The organism is Streptomyces sp. SAT1, from assembly GCF_001654495.1.
In the GTDB taxonomy this organism is placed as follows: Bacteria; Actinomycetota; Actinomycetes; order Streptomycetales; family Streptomycetaceae; genus Streptomyces; species Streptomyces andamanensis.
Map to the genome: position 1 here is coordinate 4,905,617 of NZ_CP015849.1, position 16,467 is coordinate 4,922,083.

General features: G+C 71.5%; 14 protein-coding genes and 1 pseudogene. 6 read left to right on the forward strand and 9 right to left on the reverse strand.

The genetic code is table 11. From position 1 onward, the window contains the following. Window positions 1-28: 28 nt before the first annotated feature. On the reverse strand, window positions 29-997 hold the full coding sequence (locus tag A8713_RS21320; protein WP_064535238.1) for an ABC transporter substrate-binding protein: 969 nt from the start codon (window positions 995-997) through the stop codon (window positions 29-31). A 546-nt stretch (window positions 998-1,543) separates the two neighbouring features. Between A8713_RS21320 and A8713_RS21325 the strand changes: the two genes are divergently transcribed. The 4 genes from A8713_RS21325 (at window position 1,544) to A8713_RS21340 (ending at window position 4,848) form a co-directional block, all read left to right on the forward strand. Next, entirely contained in the window at window positions 1,544-2,767 is a 1,224-nt protein-coding gene (locus A8713_RS21325; RefSeq protein WP_064535239.1) for an NAD(P)-dependent malic enzyme, read from the forward strand. Between the two features lie 192 nt (window positions 2,768-2,959). After that, a complete protein-coding gene (locus A8713_RS21330; RefSeq protein WP_064535240.1) occupies window positions 2,960-3,925 on the forward strand; it encodes a zinc-binding dehydrogenase in 966 nt (321 codons plus the stop codon). Between the two features lie 135 nt (window positions 3,926-4,060). Beyond that, window positions 4,061-4,270: a helix-turn-helix domain-containing protein gene (locus A8713_RS21335; RefSeq protein WP_064535241.1), complete on the forward strand. Its 210-nt coding sequence runs from the start codon at window positions 4,061-4,063 to the stop codon at window positions 4,268-4,270. Then, window positions 4,270-4,848, forward strand: a complete 579-nt coding sequence (locus tag A8713_RS21340) for a Clp protease N-terminal domain-containing protein (RefSeq protein ID WP_064535242.1) — start codon at window positions 4,270-4,272, stop codon at window positions 4,846-4,848. Before A8713_RS21335 ends, A8713_RS21340 begins: the two co-directional genes overlap by 1 nt. A gap of 58 nt (window positions 4,849-4,906) precedes the next feature. Here the strand turns inward: A8713_RS21340 and A8713_RS21345 are convergent, their stop codons facing one another. The 7 genes from A8713_RS21345 to A8713_RS21375 form a co-directional block, all read right to left on the reverse strand. Continuing rightward, complete coding sequence (locus A8713_RS21345; protein ID WP_064535243.1) at window positions 4,907-5,950, reverse strand: PadR family transcriptional regulator; 1,044 nt, start codon at window positions 5,948-5,950, stop codon at window positions 4,907-4,909. A gap of 1 nt (window position 5,951) precedes the next feature. Next, window positions 5,952-6,857 carry a DUF4097 family beta strand repeat-containing protein gene (locus tag A8713_RS21350; protein ID WP_064535244.1) on the reverse strand — a complete coding sequence of 302 codons (906 nt, stop codon included), beginning with the start codon at window positions 6,855-6,857 and terminating at the stop codon, window positions 5,952-5,954. A gap of 333 nt (window positions 6,858-7,190) precedes the next feature. Further along, window positions 7,191-7,373: a DUF6104 family protein gene (locus A8713_RS21355; RefSeq protein ID WP_019058231.1), complete on the reverse strand. Its 183-nt coding sequence runs from the start codon at window positions 7,371-7,373 to the stop codon at window positions 7,191-7,193. 139 nt (window positions 7,374-7,512) lie between these two features. After that, window positions 7,513-11,343 carry a multifunctional oxoglutarate decarboxylase/oxoglutarate dehydrogenase thiamine pyrophosphate-binding subunit/dihydrolipoyllysine-residue succinyltransferase subunit gene (locus tag A8713_RS21360; protein ID WP_064535245.1) on the reverse strand — a complete coding sequence of 1,277 codons (3,831 nt, stop codon included), beginning with the start codon at window positions 11,341-11,343 and terminating at the stop codon, window positions 7,513-7,515. A gap of 281 nt (window positions 11,344-11,624) precedes the next feature. Then, on the reverse strand, window positions 11,625-12,743 hold the full coding sequence (locus A8713_RS21365; RefSeq protein ID WP_064535246.1) for a sensor histidine kinase: 1,119 nt from the start codon (window positions 12,741-12,743) through the stop codon (window positions 11,625-11,627). Next, window positions 12,740-13,477 carry a response regulator transcription factor gene (locus A8713_RS21370; protein ID WP_018571403.1) on the reverse strand — a complete coding sequence of 246 codons (738 nt, stop codon included), beginning with the start codon at window positions 13,475-13,477 and terminating at the stop codon, window positions 12,740-12,742. The genes A8713_RS21365 and A8713_RS21370 overlap by 4 nt, the downstream gene beginning before the upstream one ends. Window positions 13,478-13,601: 124 nt before the next feature. Further along, complete coding sequence (locus A8713_RS21375; protein WP_064535247.1) at window positions 13,602-14,279, reverse strand: hypothetical protein; 678 nt, start codon at window positions 14,277-14,279, stop codon at window positions 13,602-13,604. 220 nt (window positions 14,280-14,499) lie between these two features. Between A8713_RS21375 and A8713_RS21380 the strand changes: the two genes are divergently transcribed. Together A8713_RS21380 and A8713_RS21385 are read left to right on the forward strand one after the other, a co-directional pair. Further along, window positions 14,500-15,306 (forward strand): rhomboid-like protein, encoded by an 807-nt coding sequence (locus A8713_RS21380; protein ID WP_237305437.1) that lies wholly within the window; start codon window positions 14,500-14,502, stop codon window positions 15,304-15,306. 28 nt (window positions 15,307-15,334) lie between these two features. After that, window positions 15,335-15,976, forward strand: coding sequence for a hypothetical protein (locus tag A8713_RS21385; protein WP_064537635.1), 642 nt, complete (start codon window positions 15,335-15,337; stop codon window positions 15,974-15,976). Here the strand turns inward: A8713_RS21385 and A8713_RS21390 are convergent. Further along, window positions 15,970-16,436 (reverse strand): annotated as a pseudogene (locus A8713_RS21390) (DUF4259 domain-containing protein). The gene A8713_RS21385 and the pseudogene A8713_RS21390 overlap by 7 nt on opposite strands. Window positions 16,437-16,467 lie beyond the last annotated feature (31 nt).

The window sequence follows — 16,467 nt, forward strand, 5'->3', positions numbered from 1 at the left end:
GTCGCCTCTCAGCGGCCGCTCGGCGCGGTCACTTGCCGCCGTTGACGACGGACTCCTTGACGGCGCCGTCCTGGGCGCCCCACTTCTCCAGGATCTTCTGGTACTCGCCGCTCTTGATGATCGCGTTCATCGCGGCCTGGAGGGCGTCGCGCAGCTGGGTGTTGCTCTTGCCGACGGCGATGCCGTACGGGGCCGCCTCGACCTGCTCGCCGACGACCTGGAAGTCCTTGCCGCCGCCGGAGGTCTTCACCGCGTACGCGGCGACCGGGAAGTCGGAGGAGGCCGCGTCCACGCCGCCCGAGCGCAGACGGGTCTGGGCCTGCTGGTCGTCGTCGAACGCCTCGATGGTGAGCTTCTTGCCGCTCGGACACTTCTTCGCCTCGGCCTTGGCGAGGTCCTGCGAGACGGTGCCGCGCTCCAGCGCGATCTTCTTGCCGCACAGGTCGGACCAGGAGGTGATGTTCTCCGTGTCGCCCTTACGCGTGTAGATGGAGACGCCGGCGGTCAGGTAGTCGACGAAGTCGACCCCCTCACCGACCTTCTTGCCCGTGGTCGGGTCGACACCGTCCTGGCGGCTCTTGTTGTCCGTCATCGCCGACATCGCGATGTCGTAGCGGCTGGAGCGGATGCCGGTGAGCAGGGCGTCGAAGGTGCCGTTCTCGAACTGGAAGGTCACGCCGAGCTGCTTGCCGAGCGCCGCGGCGACATCGGGGTCGAGCCCGGCGACCGCGCCGGACTTGTCCTTGAACTCGACCGGCGCGTAGGCGATGTCCGAACCGACCTTGACGACACCCTTGTCGCGGATCGCCGCCGGGAGCTTGCCGGCGAGCGGCGCGGAGTTCGCGGAGGAGGAGTTCCCCGAGGACGTGTCCTTGTCCTTGTCCTTGGTCTGGTCACCGCAGCCGGTGAGCAGCAGGGCGCCTGCGACCGCGATCGCGCCCGCCGCGGCCAGACGGGAGTGCGCGGCGGTCGTACGACGGGTGGAGCGTGCGGTCATGGTGGGTTCCTCCGGCGGATGGGTGGAGATGCCGATGGGTCGACGAGAACACACACCTTCGGGTGTTGCGACCTCGTGTGATTGACGCATCTTGCCATTCGGACTGCGCCGTTCAGGGCAATCCCGATGTCAAAATCGGATAACGGGTGATCCGCGGAGCCCGACCGGCCGATCCGCTGGACCGGACCTTCGACGGGAATGACTTCTTCCGGCCGGAGAATCTCCTGCCCGGCCCGGCCCGCACCTCGGCGGCGGACGGCTTATGGGCGAATTCGAGGTCTTGTCAAGGGTTCGGCAAGGACTTGTCCCCATATTGGGCCACGTGTCACGCCGTCGTCATGTGACCTTGGCGTTATGGACTCGTCGCCGACGCCATCCGTCCGGTAAGAAGGTTCTCTACACCCCTCATCCGGGGCTCAGGGCGCGTGTGCGGCGCGCCCGTCGCGTACGGCACGCACGCATCACTCACGGGCTGTGCGCGGTCCCGCCCACCCCTCACCAGGAGTGGCCACCCTCAAACCATGAACAATTAAGGGGTAAAACCAAGTGGCAGCGGAGATCGTCAATCCTCGCAGCGACAGCAGTACGGATCAGGACGGCGGGGCAGAGCCGCTGGATTCCTTCGACCCGGCTTTCGCGCTGCACCGGGGCGGGAAGATGGCCGTGCAGGCCACCGTTCCCGTCCGTGACAAGGACGACCTGTCCCTGGCTTACACGCCCGGCGTGGCGCGGGTGTGCACCGCCATCGCCGAGCAGCCGGAACTGGTCCACGACTACACGTGGAAATCGTCCGTGGTCGCCGTCGTGACCGACGGCACGGCGGTGCTCGGTCTCGGGGACATCGGCCCCGAAGCCTCCCTTCCGGTGATGGAGGGGAAGGCGATCCTGTTCAAGCAGTTCGGCGGCGTGGACGCGGTGCCGATCGCCCTGGACTGCACCGACGCCGACGAGATCGTCGAGACCGTGGCGCGCCTCGCGCCCTCCTTCGGCGGGGTGAACCTGGAGGACATCTCGGCGCCCCGGTGCTTCGAGATCGAGCGCAAGCTCCAGGAGCGCCTGGACATCCCGGTCTTCCACGACGACCAGCACGGCACCGCGGTCGTCACGCTGGCCGCGCTGCGCAACGCGGCCCGGCTCAGCGGCCGGGGCATCGGTGAGCTGCGCGCCGTCATCTCGGGCGCGGGCGCGGCCGGTGTCGCCATCGCCAAGATGCTGGTCGAGGCCGGCATCGGCGATGTCGCGGTGGCCGACCGCAAGGGCATCGTCTCCGCGGACCGGGCGGACCTCACCCCGGTCAAGCGGGAGCTGGCCGAGTTCACCAACAAGGCGGGCCTCAGCGGCTCCCTGGAGGACGCGCTGTCCGGCGCCGACGTCTTCATCGGCGTCTCCGGCGGCACGGTGCCCGAGACCGCGGTGGCCTCGATGGCGAAGGGCGCCTTCGTCTTCGCCATGGCCAACCCGAACCCGGAGGTCCACCCGGACGTCGCGAGCAAGTACGCGGCGGTCGTGGCCACCGGGCGGTCCGACTTCCCCAATCAGATCAACAACGTCCTGGCGTTCCCCGGCATCTTCGCCGGTGCGCTCCAGGTGCGGGCGTCGCGGATCACCGAGGGCATGAAGATCGCGGCGGCCGAGGCGCTGGCCGGGGTCGTCGGCGACGACCTCGCCGCGGACTACGTGATCCCCTCGCCGTTCGACGAGCGGGTCGCCCCGGCCGTGACGGCGGCCGTCGCGGCGGCGGCGCGCGCGGAGGGCGTGGCCCGGCGCTGAGCCGGGCCGGTGCTCCGGCTCGGGCGCCGGGTCCGGCGTGATGTGAGCGGCCCTGCCCCTTTCGGGCGGGGCCGCTTCGCGTTCCCGTGTGCGCGCGGGTGTCCGCCGACCGGCGGCGCCCGTTGGCAAGAGGGCGTGTGTCACAGCACCGCGTGGTTCCGCCGGCCCCGGGCCACCCCTATCGTCGGGGTCATGTTCGCTGTCTACGCCGCCCGAATCGACCGCGACCGGCCGCTGAACGGTCTGGAGACGGGGGAGCGCCCGGCCCCCGAGGCCCGCCCCGGCTGGAGCACCGTCGACGTCAGGGCCGCCTCCCTGAATCATCACGACCTCTGGTCGCTCAAGGGCGTGGGCCTGTCCGAGGACAGGCTGCCCATGATCCTCGGCTGCGACGCCGCCGGGGTCGACGCGGACGGCAACGAGGTCGTCCTGCACTCCGTGATCGGACAGAGCGGGCACGGCGTCGGTCCGGCCGAGCCCCGGTCGATCCTGACCGAGCGCTACCCGGGCACCTTCGCCGAGCAGGTCTCCGTGCCCACCTGGAACCTGCTGCCCAAGCCCAGGGGGCTCTCCTTCGAGGAGGCCGCCTGCCTGCCCACGGCCTGGCTCACCGCGTACCGGATGCTCTTCACCAACGCCGGGGTGCGGCCCGGGGACTCCGTGCTGGTGCAGGGCGCCGGCGGCGGGGTCGCCACGGCCGCGATCGTGCTCGGCCGGGCGGCCGGGCTCAAGGTCTTCGCGACCAGCCGCGACGAGGGCAAGCGCGAGCGGGCGCTGGAACTCGGTGCCGTGGAGGCGCTGGAGCCGGGCGCCCGGCTGCCGCAGCGGGTGGACGCGGTGATCGAGACCGTCGGCGCGGCCACCTGGTCCCACTCGGTGAAGTCGCTGCGGCCCGGCGGCACCCTCGTCATCTCCGGCGCCACCAGCGGCGACCGGCCCTCGCACGCCGAGCTGACCCGCATCTTCTTCCTGGAGCTGAAGGTGGTCGGCTCGACCATGGGCACCAAGGACGAGTTGGAAGACCTGCTCTCCTTCTGCGCCACCACCGGCGTGCGCCCGGTCATCGACGAGGTGCTTCCGCTGGAGCGGGCCCGCGAGGGCTTCGAACGGATGGAGTCCGGCGGGCAGTTCGGCAAGATCGTGCTCACCACGTCCTGAGCTCCTTCCGCAGTTCCTTCGCCGCCCCGGGGCGGCATGGCGGCGGGTCCGGTTTCCGGGCCCGCCGTCCGTATGCCTGGACCCGTTGTGTCAACTCTGGTTGACATGATGGGCTTGTCAACGTACGTTGACAGCATGACCGAAGCAACGGATCTCGCCGAACGCGCCGGTGACCGCGATCCGCGGGTCGGCCTGCGGGCCGTCGCCGCGCTGCGCCGGCTGCTGGAGCAGCTGGAGGCGGTGCAGGTGCGCGGCGCGCGCGACCAGGGCTGGTCGTGGCAGGAGATCGCCGCCGAACTCGGCGTCAGCAGGCAGGCCGTGCACAAGAAGTACGGGAGGCAGTGATGTTCGAACGGTTCACCGAGGACGCCCGCGCCGTCGTGCGAGGGGCGGTCGGACACGCCGAGAGCGGCGGCGCGCGGTCCGTGGACGCCGAGCATCTGCTGCTCGCCCTGCTGGACCGCGAGGGAAGCCGCGCCTCCTTCGCCCTGGCCGCGCTCGGACTGGACGCGCACAAGGAGGACGTACGCCGGGAACTGGGCGAGGCCCGGCGGCGCGCCGGTCTCTCCCGCGCCGACACCGACGCCCTCGCCGACCTCGGCATCGACGTCCTGGCGATCGTCTCCAGAGTGGAGGAGGCGCACGGCGTCGGGGCCATGTCGGGGGACCGGGAGGACAAGGGCGGGTGGCCGGGGCGCCGCCCCTTCGGCCGCGACGCCAGGAGAGTCCTGGAGAAGGCGCTGCGTATGGCGGTGGCCCGCCGCGACCGGCGCATCGGCGACGAGCACCTCCTGCTCGCCCTGGCCGTCCGCCCCGGAGTGCCCTGCGAGGTCCTCGCCGACCACGGCGTGACCTACACGGCGCTGACCCGGGTGCTGTACGGCGAGGGCGAGGGGGCGGGCGACGCGCGGGCGGCCGGCTGACCGCGCCGCGCGCCCGCCGCCCGCGCGTCGCCCCCACGGCACGGCCGCGCCCGGTGCCTCAGACCTTCGGGCCGCGCAGCACCGCCCCGATGTGCGCCGCCGCCGCCGACAGATGGCGGCGGGCGGCGTCGACCTGGTCGGTGCTGACGCCGTGGTCGCGGGCCGCGTCCCGGATGTCGTCGCGGAAGCGGTCCAGGAGCCGGTCCAGGTCACGGGCCGGATCGCCCGTGGAGTGGTCGTGCGCCCAGGACGGCTCGTAGACGGCGGGGAACTCCTTCGGGGTCTCGGAGTACTCGGGGCGGTGCGCCGGGCCGCCCCCGGCCGGGGCGCCGAAACCGAAGTCCTTGGCCAGCCCCTTGCCGAACTCCTTGCCGAAGTCGCCGAACTCCTTGGTCAGCTCGGTCAGGCCCTCGCGCACCCCGGTCGGCCAGTCGCCGCGAGCGAAGTGGTCCTGCACCTGGTCCTGGACCCGGCGGGCGATGCGCTGGAACTCCTCCTGCGCCTGCTCCCGCGCCCGCTCCTGGGCCTCCTTGGCCTGGCGCCTGGCCCGCTGCGCCTCCTCGCGCGCCCGGCGGCTCTCGTCCTTGGCACGCCGTGCCTGCTCCTTCCACTCCTGCTTGACCCGGCGCATCTCCTCCTTTGCGGCGCGCCAGGACTCCTTGTCGTCCGCCGCGCTGTCGCCGCCCGCGGCGCCCGCGCCGCCTGCCGAGCCCTGCCGGGCCTGGGAGGCGGCCGCGCGCATCTCGCGCCGCAGATCGCCCGCGGCACCGCGCACATCGGCCCGGATCTCGGCGGCCAGCTCGGCGACCGACTCGCGGATCTCCAGCTCCAGGTCGGCCAGCTCGCCGCTGCGGTCGGCCAGCTCGGCGCGGCCCGCGTCGGTGATCGCGTACACCTTCCGGCCGCCCTCGGTGGTGTGGGTGACCAGGCCCTCGGCCTCCAGCTTGGCCAGCCGGGGGTAGACGGTGCCCGCCGAGGGCGCGTACAGCCCCTGGAAGCGCTCCTCCAGGAGGCGGATCACCTCGTATCCATGGCGGGGGGCCTCGTCGAGAAGCTTGAGCAGATACAGACGAAGGCGGCCGTGGGCGAAGACGGGAGGCATGTCAGAGCACCTTCTTGTCGGTCGGTCCGTCGGTCGGGCCGGGGTTCGGGCCGTCGGGTGTGCCGCCGTCGCCGGGCTCGGGGTCCCAGGCGCCGTCCTCGGCGGGCGGGCGGCGCAGCAGGGCGATGGAACCGGAGACGGTGGTCGCCTTCAGCCGGCCCCGGCCCGTGCCCAGCGTGCCGGTGATCCGCTTGGCACCCCACTGGCCGCTGACGCGCAGGTCCTCGAAGGCGTTGGAGACCGCGCCGCTCGCGGTGTTGGCCTCCACCTCCGCGTCCGCAGGATGGGGGAGGCGGATCGCGATCTCACCCGAGACGTTGGTCAGGCTGATGTCCGTCGGAGAGGCCACCCGGTCGAGGTCGACGATCATCGACCCGCTCACCGAGTCCGCCCGGACCGAGGAGCCGGAGCCCTCGACCAGGGTGAGGTCGCCGGAGACCGACTTGAAGCGGAGGTCGCCGGAGAGTGCCTGCGCCTCCACGTTCCCCGAGACGGTGTCCGCGCGGACCGGGCCGGTGACGCCGACCAGCGTGGTGTCGCCGGTGACGCCCTTCACCTCGGTGAGCCCGTCGATGCCGGAGACCATGGCGGCGGCGCCGACCACGCCGACCTCGACCCGGGTGCTCGCCGGCACGGCCAGGGAGATCTCGGCGCTGCGCTGCCAGCCCTTGCGGTCGAGCCACTTGAGGAAGCCCTTCCAGGGCAGGTCCTCGTAGGCCACGGTCAGGGTGTTGCCGCGCTGGGTGACGATCAGGGGCGGTCCCTCGATCCGGGACACCTCCAGGCGGGCGGAACCGTCGTCCGTGCCCACGACGTTGACCGTTCCGTGGACGATGCGGACGTTCAGCTCGGTCGGGGGCTCGTCGAAGGTGAGCTTGGTGGGCTCGCCCACGGACCACTCGGACATGGTGCAGACCTCCTGGGACGGACCGGACCACGCGGGACGGCAGGACCGGAGACGGGACCGAAACGACGACGTGACTGACGCGACGGGCATGACTGGCGCGACGGATGACTGACGCGACTCGCGACACGCCATATCGCGTCCTTCCCTAGACACGATATATCGCGGACACGGAAAGTCAAGACACACCGTGAAACGCGACGGGGCACCTCCCCGAAACGCGACAGGGCGCCTCCCGGAAACGCGGAAGGCGCCCCCGAAGGGGCGCCCGTCCTGTCTGTCCGGCCGCAGCCGGTCCCTGCTCGAAAGCCTGTGCCTACAAGGCAGGCTGTGCGCCTACTCGTCGTCCTCGTCGTCGTCCAGCCGCGCCAGCCAGGTAGCCAGCCGCTCGACCGGGACCTCGAAGTCCGGGTTGAGGTCGACGAAGGTCCGCAGCTGCTCGGCGAGCCACTCGAAGGTGACCTCCTCCTCGCCCCGCCTCTTCTCCAGCTCTTCGATGCCACGGTCGGTGAAGTACATGAGGTCAAGGATAGGGGCGCCGCGGGGCCGCCGAAACGACCGGGCCGCACCCCCGGCGAGGGGATGCGGCCCGGTCAGGCACTCAGGCACTCAGGCGCGGCCCGCGGGGCGGCGGAGCCCGGCGGACACGCTCACGCGCTCACGCCTCGAACACCTCGCGCACCAGCTGCTCCTGCTCGGCCTGGTGCCGCTTGGCGGAGCCCACGGCCGGGGAGGAGGAGTGCGGACGCGAGATGCGGCGCAGCCGCTCGCTGTGCGGCACGTCCGCGCCGACCGCCAGGTCCAGGTGGTCGATCAGGTTGAGCGCGATGAACGGCCAGGCACCCTGGTTCGCCGGCTCCTCCTGCGTCCACAGGTACTTCTCGGCGTTCGGGTACTTCTTGATCTCCGCCTGGAGCTCGGCACCCGGCAGCGGGTACAGGCGCTCGATGCGGATGATCGCGGTGTCCGTCGCGCCGCGCTTCTTCCGCTCGGCGTCGAGGTCGTAGTAGACCTTGCCCGCGCAGAAGACGACCTTCTTCACGGCGCTCGGGTCGACCGAGTCGTCGCCGATGACCGGGCGGAACTCACCCGTCGTGAACTCCTCCGTCTTCGAGGCGGCGGCCTTCAGGCGCAGCATCGACTTCGGGGTGAAGACCACCAGCGGCTTGTGGTGCGGGTTGTGCACCTGCCACCGCAGGAGGTGGAAGTAGTTCGACGGCAGGGTCGGCATCGCGACCGTCATGTTGTTCTGCGCGCACAGCTGGAGGTAGCGCTCGATGCGGGCCGAGGAGTGGTCCGGGCCCTGGCCCTCGTAGCCGTGCGGCAGCAGCAGCGTGACGCCGGAGGTCTGGCCCCACTTCTGCTCGGCGGCCGAGATGTACTCGTCGATGACCGACTGGGCGCCGTTGGCGAAGTCGCCGAACTGGGCCTCCCACATCACCAGCGCGTCCGGGCGGGTCAGCGAGTAGCCGTACTCGAAGCCCATGACCGCGTACTCGGAGAGCAGCGAGTCGTAGACGTTGTAGCGGGCCTGCTCGTCGGCCAGGTACAGCAGCGGGGTGTAGTCCTCGCCGGTCTCGCGGTCGATCAGCACCGCGTGGCGCTGGCCGAAGGTGCCGCGGCGGGAGTCCTGGCCGGACAGCCGGACCGGGACGCCCTCCAGCAGCAGCGAGCCGATGGCCAGGGTCTCGCCCATGCCCCAGTCGATGGTGCCGTCCTCGACCATCGCCGCCCTGCGCTGGAGCTGCGGCAGCAGGCGCGGGTGGACGGTGAAGTGGTCGGGGATGTTGACCTGGGACTCGGCGATCCGCTTGACGACCTCGGCGGAGATCGCGGTGCTCACCCGCACCGGGAAGCCGGCCTGCGGGTCCGGGGACTGCGGGACGGCCGGCTGCGAGGTGGCCTCGCGGACCTCGGTGAAGACCTTCTCCAGCTGCCCCTGGTAGTCCTGGAGCGCCTGTTCGGCCTCTTCCAGGGTGATGTCGCCGCGACCGATCAGGGACTCGGTGTAGAGCTTGCGCACGGAGCGCTTCTTGTCGATCAGGTCGTACATCAGCGGCTGGGTGAAGGCCGGGTTGTCCGACTCGTTGTGACCGCGGCGGCGGTAGCAGATGAGGTCGATCACCACGTCCTTGTTGAACGCCTGGCGGAACTCGAAGGCGAGCCGCGCCACGCGCACGACGGCCTCGGGGTCGTCGCCGTTGACGTGGAAGATCGGGGCCTCGATCATGCGGGCCACGTCGGTGGCGTACATCGAGGAGCGCGAGGACTCGGGCGCCGCGGTGAAGCCGACCTGGTTGTTGATGACGATGTGGACCGTGCCGCCGGTGCGGTAGCCGCGCAGCTGCGACATGTTCAGGGTCTCGGCCACCACGCCCTGGCCCGCGAAGGCCGCGTCGCCGTGGATCGCCACCGGCAGGACGGTGAAGTCCGTGCCGCCCTTGTTGATGATGTCCTGCTTGGCGCGGGAGATGCCCTCGATGACCGGGTCGACCGTCTCCAGGTGGGAGGGGTTCGCGGCCAGCGAGACCTTGATCTGCTCGCCGTCCAGGCCCGTGAAGGTGCCCCCGGCGCCCAGGTGGTACTTCACGTCGCCGGAGCCGTGCATCGACTTCGGGTCGAGGTTGCCCTCGAACTCGCGGAAGATCTGCGCGTACGACTTGCCGACGATGTTGGCGAGCACGTTCAGCCGGCCGCGGTGGGCCATGCCGATGACGACCTCGTCCAGGCGCGACTCGGCGGCCGAGTCGAGGACCGCGTCGAGCAGCGGGATGACGGACTCGCCGCCCTCCAGGGAGAAGCGCTTCTGGCCGACGTACTTCGTCTGCAGGAAGGTCTCGAAGGCCTCAGCGGCGTTCAGCCGGCGCAGGATGCGCAGCTGCTCCTCGCGCTCCGGCTTGGAGTGCGGGCGCTCCACGCGGTCCTGGATCCACTTGCGCTGCTTGGGGTCCTGGATGTGCATGAACTCGATGCCGACCGTGCGGCAGTACGAGTCGCGCAGCACGCCGAGGATGTCGCGCAGCTTCATCATCGACTTGCCGGCGAAGCCGCCGACGGCGAACTCGCGCTCCAGGTCCCACAGGGTGAGCCCGTGCTCGGTGATGTCCAGGTCGGGGTGCTTGCGCTGCTGGTACTCCAGCGGGTCGGTGTCGGCCATGACGTGGCCGCGGACCCGGTAGGAGTGGATCAGCTCGAAGACGCGGGCGGCCTTGGTGACGTCGTCGTCGTGGCTGGCGTCGATGTCCTTGAGCCAGCGGACCGGCTCGTAGGGGATGCGCAGCGCCTCGAAGATCTCGTCGTAGAAGCCGTTCTCGCCGAGCAGCAGGTTGGCGACGACACGCAGGAACTCGCCGGAGGCGGCGCCCTGGATCACCCGGTGGTCGTAGGTCGACGTGAGCGTCATGACCTTGGAGATGCCGAGCTTGTTCAGGGTGTCCTGGCTGGTGCCCTGGAACTCCGCCGGGTAGTCCATGGAGCCGACGCCCATGATCACCGACTGGCCGGGCATCAGACGCGGCACGGAGTGGACCGTGCCGAGGCCGCCGGGGTTGGTGAGGGAGACGGTGACGCCGGTGAAGTCGTCCATCGTCAGCTTGCCGTCGCGGGCGCGGCGGACGATGTCCTCGTAGGCCTGCCAGAACTCGAAGAAGTTCAGCGTCTCGGCCTTCTTGATCGCCGCGACGACGAGCTGGCGGTCGCCGTTGGGCTTGACCAGGTCGATGGCGAGACCGAGGTTGATGTGGTCCGGCTTGACCAGGGTCGGCTTGCCGTCCTTCTCGGCGAACGAGTTGTTCATCGAGGGCATGGCCTTGATGGCCTGGACCATCGCGTAGCCGATGAGGTGCGTGAAGGAGATCTTCCCGCCGCGGGCCCGCTTGAGGTGGTTGTTGATGACGATGCGGTTGTCGAACAGCAGCTTCACCGGGACGGCGCGCACGGACGTGGCCGTGGGCAGCTCCAGGGAGGCGTTCATGTTCTTGGCGACCGCGGCGGACGGGCCGCGCAGCGTCACGAACTCGGGACCGGCCGGTGCCTCGGCGGCGGGCTCCGCCTTGGCGGGCGCCGGCTTCGCGGCGGCCGGGGCGGCCTTCGCGGGGGCCGGGGCCTGCGCGGCGGGCTTCGCCGGGGCGGGGGCCGGGGCGGGCTGCGCCGGAGCCGGAGCGGCGGGCTGCGCGGCGGCGGGTGCGGCCGGGGCCTGCGCGGCGGGCTTCGCCGGGGCGGCGGGCGCCGCCTGGGGAGCCGTGGTGGTGCCCGCGGCCCCCGCGGCCGCGGTACCCGCCGGAGCCGTGGAGGCAGCGGCGGCGGCTCCCGGCTTGTAATCGGCGAAGAAGTCCCACCAGGCACGGTCTACCGAGTTCGGGTCCTGGAGGTACTGCTGATAGATCTCGTCGACGAGCCACTCGTTGGCACCGAACGCGGCCGCGGGGTTCTTCCCGGCTTGGTCGGTCTCGGTGGAGATGCTCGAGTTACTGGGGGACTGTGGCGACACGGCGGCAACCGCCCTCTTCCGCTTCACAAGGTGATGGACAGCGGGAATAAAGGCTACGCCTCCAAGACCGTGAAGGTCAGGTCGAGCCGGTTCATCGTCGCGTAAGTCACATCGAAAGCTGTGTTTCGGGGCTTGAAATGGCGGGAAACAAGCGTGGTTCGCCTGTCGTGGGCAAGGGGCCATCCGGGCCTGACCCGGCGCGGATGCAGGCCCCTGCCTGATCACACGTGTCCGGCTGGGCGGATGCTCGTGGATCTTGGGGTTCCGGCTCCGACTTTACGTCAACTTGGCAGAGAGGGAAGCCCGGGAAGAGTGATGCGGATCCGGCAGCCGCGCTCGGATTCGGCCACCCCGATCCGGCCGCCGTGCAGATCCACCGCCCAGCGGGCGATCGCCAGGCCGAGCCCGGTCCCGCCGTCGCTCCCCGGGCCGTGCGGCCGGCTCACCGCGCCCCGGTTGAAACGCTCGAAGACGCGGTGCCACTCGGAGCGGGGTATGCCCGGCCCCTCGTCGATGACCTCCAGGTCCAGCGACTGGGGCTGCGCCCCGCGCCGCGCCTTGACCGTCACCCGGCCGTGCGGCGGGCTGTGCTTGACCGCGTTGTCGATCAGGTTGGCGACCACCTGGTGGATCCGCTCCGGGTCCGCGTGCGCGGTCAGGTCCAGCGGGGACACGTCGAGCCGCAGATGGACGTCGGTGCGGGTGTGGCTGCCCGAGCCCGAGGCCATGCCCGCGCGCGCGGAGGCCACCATGTTGGCCTCCTTCAGCACGCCCGACAGATACGGCCACACCTCGAAGCGCCGCTTCTTCAGCGGCACCACGCCGTTGTCCAGGCGGGACAGGTCCAGCAGGGTCTCCACCAGGCGGCCCAGCCGCTCGGTCTGCTTCAGGGCCGTGCGCATGGTCTCGGCGTCGGCCTCGGTGACCCCGTCGACGATGTTCTCCAGCACCGCGCGCAGGCCCGCGATCGGCGTGCGCAGCTCGTGCGAGACATTCGCCACCAGCTCCTTGCGCTGGCGGTCCTGGGCGGCCAGCTCGTCCGCCATGCGGTTGATCGTCTGCGCCAGGTCGCCCAGCTCGTCGCGGCGGTTCTCGCGCACCCGGCGCGTGTAGTCGCCGTGCGAGATGGACCGGGCCACCGCGTTCATCTCGTCCAGCGGGGCGGTCAGCGAGTGCGCCACGAACTGGGTGATCAGCAGCGTGGCGATCATGGAGAAGACCATGATGAAGCGCAGCTCGGTCTTGGTGTGCACCGCGATCATCGACAGGCCGGTGGTGATCAGCACCGCGATGACGACCAGCGCGCCCAGCTTGGTCTTGACCGAGAAGGGGTGGCGGACCCGCCCGCCACCGCCCCAGGGGTCCCGCTGGTCCGCGTGCGCCGCCGGCCCGCCGCTCATGGGGTGGGCGTCTCCAGCGCGTAGCCCACGCCGTGCACGGTGCGGATCCGCTCGGCGCCGATCTTCCGGCGCAGCGCCTTGATGTGGCTGTCGACGGTCCGGGTGCCCGAGGCGTCCGCCCAGTCCCACACCTCCGCCAGCAGCTGCTCGCGGGAGAGCACCGCGCGCGGGGTGTTGGCCAGGCACACCAGCAGGTCGAACTCGGTCGGCGTGAGGTGGACGTCCTCGCTGCGCACCCGGACCCTGCGCTGCGCGTGGTCGATCTCCAGCTCGCCCAGGCGCAGGATGCCGCTGCGCGGGGTCGCTGCGGCCAGCGCCGCCCGCTCCACCCGGCGCAGCAGGACGTGCACGCGGGCGGCCAGCTCCCGCATCGAGAACGGCTTGGTCATGTAGTCGTCGGCGCCGACCCCGAGCCCGACCAGCATGTCGGTCTCGTCGTCGCGCGCGGTGAGCATCAGCACCGGGACCGGCCGCTGGGCCTGCACCCGGCGGCAGACCTCCAGGCCGTCGAAGCCGGGCAGCATGATGTCGAGGATCAGCAGGTCGGGCTGCCATGCCTCGGCGGTGTCGACGGCGCTCGGCCCGTCACCCGCGGTCTGCACCAGGAAACCCTCGGCGCGCAGACGGGTGGCGATGGCGTCCATGATGGTCTGGTCGTCCTCGACCACCAGGACCCGGCGCTGGGCTCCCGGCCCGGCCGTCGTGCCGCCCTGCGCGGTGTGTGTCTGCTCCATCGCCCGCCCCTGAGGTGTGCTTTCCGGAATCATGTGGGGTGATTCCATGACTGCGCGTGGTCGCGATCGACGCTTGAATGATCGGCGTCAGGGAAGCAGCGTACGGGGAGTCACGGTGCCTTTGCTATCCAGCCCGGACGGCGAGGTGCACGACGTCCGGTACGCCCCGGGCAACCGGGATCTCTTCGGTGCGCACCTGCTGGAACCCGACATTCCACAAGGTTCCTTCAAATTCCGGAGAGGGTTTCGCCGACCACACCGCGAGGACGCCGCCGGGTCTCAACACCCGTGCGCAGCTTGCCAGTCCGGACGGTGCGTACAGCTCGCCGTTGCCCTCGGTGACGGTCCAGCCGGGGCCGTTGTCGATGTCCAGGCAGAGCGCGTCGAACGTGGCGGAAGTCTCATTGACGTAGGTGACGAGGTCCGTCTCCACGATCTCGGTGCGCTCGTCGGCGAGGGCCCGCGCGGTGAGCGCGGAGAGCGGTCCCGCGCGGTGCCAGCCGACGATCGCGGACTCCCGCTCGACGACCGTGATCCGGCCCCAGCGGGGCTCGGCCGCGGCGTGCGCGAGTGAGAAGCCGACGCCCAGCCCGCCGATCAGCACGCGCGGTGCCGGGCGGCCGTCCAGCGCGGCGAGGGCGGCGTCCACGAGCAGCCGTTCGGAACGGCCGTCGGAGGTGTCCATCAGGAAGCAGCCGTTGACGATGATCTGCAGCAACTCGCCGTGCCGGCGCAGCACGACCTCTCCGTGGGGTCCCTCGCGGCGGTCCAGCACCACGGGAGTCTCGTGCGAGGCGTTCATGAGGTCATCCTGCCCGAACAGGGGCTTGCCGCCACCTGGATCACGGGTGACACGGGTCGAACGCCGTACGAGGACGGGCCGTTCGCGCACCGGCCGGGAACAGAACCGTGCACAGCAGGAAGTTAATAGGTTGCTGTGAATCGGCTGCCCGGTGGCGCCGGTGATGGACAGCCGCTCCCGGGACGCGAAGGGTTGGGGGCACGACGGAAGGAGCGCCACCGTGGAACGGACTGCGGACCCCGAGGCCGCGGCCCCGCCCCGCCCGGACGGCGCACCGCGCCCTCTGGAGGGCGTGCCGCGGCAACGGCCCCGGCTGGAGGCGGCACCCGCGGACGCGCCGGCGGCCCCGCCGCTGCTCGTGGGCCCCGGCGCCGCCGCCGCTGCCCTGGGCGTGCGGTGGGGCGACCGGCTCCGCCGGGTCCTGCCCGGCCCCCGCCGTACGCCCTTCACGTTCTGGTACGCGCTCGTGCTGGTCCTCACCTCGCTCGTCACCGAGTACGCCCCCGCCTCCGTGGTGGACGCGCTGTACCGCAGTTCCAGCACGGACGTCGCGCACCTGGTACGGGACCCGGTGCGGGTGCTGGCCGGGAGCGCGCTGTGGATCGCGGGCGGGGTCGTGTCGGCGTACTCCCTGTGCTTCCTGCTGGTGCTCACCGCGCTGGAGCTCAGGACCGGCGCGCGGCGCACCGCCGGGGTGTTCCTGCTCGGGCATGTGGTCGCCACCCTGGCCACCGAGGTGCCGGTCGGGCTCGCGGTGCTGGCCGGGCGGCTCCCGGCCGGGGCGCTGCACCGTCTGGACTACGGGATCAGCTTCGGCGTCGCCGCCAGCGTCGGCGCGCTCTGCGGCCTGCTGCGCCCCTGGCTGCGCTGGCCCGCGCTGACGGTGTTCGCCGGGATGCTGCTGGACGACCTGGCGTCCTTCACCGACCCGATGACCTCCTGCGGCCACCTCATCGCGCTGGCGGTGGGGGTGGGCTGCTGGCCGGTGCTGCGGCGCGGGCCGGGGCTCTGGAGCGATGACAGGTAGCAGCCCGCGGTTGCGTAGTGTGATCATCATGCGACCGAAGGTTGTCATCATCCTGTCCGTGGCCGGTCTGCTGGTCACGGGATGCGGCGGGAACGGGAAGTCCGGTCCGGGGGACGCCGGTGCCGAGGCATCGGCGTCGTCGCCCGGCCCGGCGGCGATGGCGCAGCGGCTGGCGCGGCCGGGCGAGAGCCCGGACCCGGAGCCGTCCCCCTCGCCCGCCGCGGGTGCGCCGTTCGCCGAGCAGCTCGCGTACGAACTGCGCTCCAGGACACTCGAGATGGCCGCCGCCCCCGGCAGCACGACCGGGAAGTGCCCGAAGACCGCGGTCTCGAAGAAGGGCGCGAAGGTCACGTGCACCACCACCTACGAGGGCCTGGAGGTCCGCTGGGACGTGACCCTCGGCGACAAGGCCCCCTGGTCGGTCTCCGGTGACTACGTGTCCTACAAGGCCGTTCCCGACCGGGGGATCCTCACCCGGGACGGGGTGGCCCGCCTCTTCTACGGCAACTTCAGCCCCGAGTACCTGCTGTGCAACGACATCCCCAGGGCCGTCCTCGCACCGCTGAACGCCAAGTCCGCCTACACCTGCGAGCCGGTCGACAAGGGGAAGAAGCCGCTCGGGTACGGCACCCCGGTCCGCGCCACCGAGAACGGACCCCGCGCCTACTGACCGGCGATCCGCTCCGTCCGGGGCGCCGGGCCGGTCAGGCCGGGGTTGGGCCGGTCCGCCGCGGGGTGGGCCGCGAGGGCGGCGCGGAGCCGGTCCATGGCCGCCTTCCAGGGGGCGCTGTCCGACTCTGCCCACAGTTCGAGGAGTTCGGACTCCTCGGTGAGGACGCGGTCGAGGGCGCGCAGGGCGGGGGCGCGCAGGCCGGTGAGGTCGGGGAGGGGCTGCCGGGGGCCGTAGGCGGAGGCGGCGGGGGCGCCGCCGGGGCGCTGGGCGGCGACCAGGGCCGCCGCCGCGACGGCTTCCTCGCCGATCTCCGAGTCGAGGTAGCCGGTCGTGTCGGCCGCGCGGGTCAGCGCGGCGAGGACAGGTCCCGCCGCGCGTCGGCGGAGGCGTCGTCCAGGGCGCCGCTCCAGTCCGCCGCGGTGTCGTTGTCGAAGGGTCCGATGTCCCAGGTGCCCATGTGTCTCTCCCGGCTGTGGTGATGTCCGGGC

Bases quoted from the DNA above. Each gene is read 5' to 3' on its own strand.
- A8713_RS21320 (WP_064535238.1), bottom strand. From the start codon at position 997: ATGACCGCACGCTCCACCCGTCGTACGACCGCCGCGCACTCCCGTCTG.
- A8713_RS21365 (WP_064535246.1), bottom strand. From the start codon at position 12,743: ATGAGCGGCGGGCCGGCGGCGCACGCGGACCAGCGGGACCCCTGGGGC.
- A8713_RS21350 (WP_064535244.1), bottom strand. From the start codon at position 6,857: ATGTCCGAGTGGTCCGTGGGCGAGCCCACCAAGCTCACCTTCGACGAG.
- A8713_RS21335 (WP_064535241.1), top strand. From the start codon at position 4,061: ATGACCGAAGCAACGGATCTCGCCGAACGCGCCGGTGACCGCGATCCG.
- A8713_RS21385 (WP_064537635.1), top strand. From the start codon at position 15,335: ATGCGACCGAAGGTTGTCATCATCCTGTCCGTGGCCGGTCTGCTGGTC.
- A8713_RS21355 (WP_019058231.1), bottom strand. From the start codon at position 7,373: ATGTACTTCACCGACCGTGGCATCGAAGAGCTGGAGAAGAGGCGGGGC.
- A8713_RS21375 (WP_064535247.1), bottom strand. From the start codon at position 14,279: ATGAACGCCTCGCACGAGACTCCCGTGGTGCTGGACCGCCGCGAGGGA.
- A8713_RS21330 (WP_064535240.1), top strand. From the start codon at position 2,960: ATGTTCGCTGTCTACGCCGCCCGAATCGACCGCGACCGGCCGCTGAAC.
- A8713_RS21345 (WP_064535243.1), bottom strand. From the start codon at position 5,950: ATGCCTCCCGTCTTCGCCCACGGCCGCCTTCGTCTGTATCTGCTCAAG.
- A8713_RS21370 (WP_018571403.1), bottom strand. From the start codon at position 13,477: ATGGAGCAGACACACACCGCGCAGGGCGGCACGACGGCCGGGCCGGGA.
- A8713_RS21340 (WP_064535242.1), top strand. From the start codon at position 4,270: ATGTTCGAACGGTTCACCGAGGACGCCCGCGCCGTCGTGCGAGGGGCG.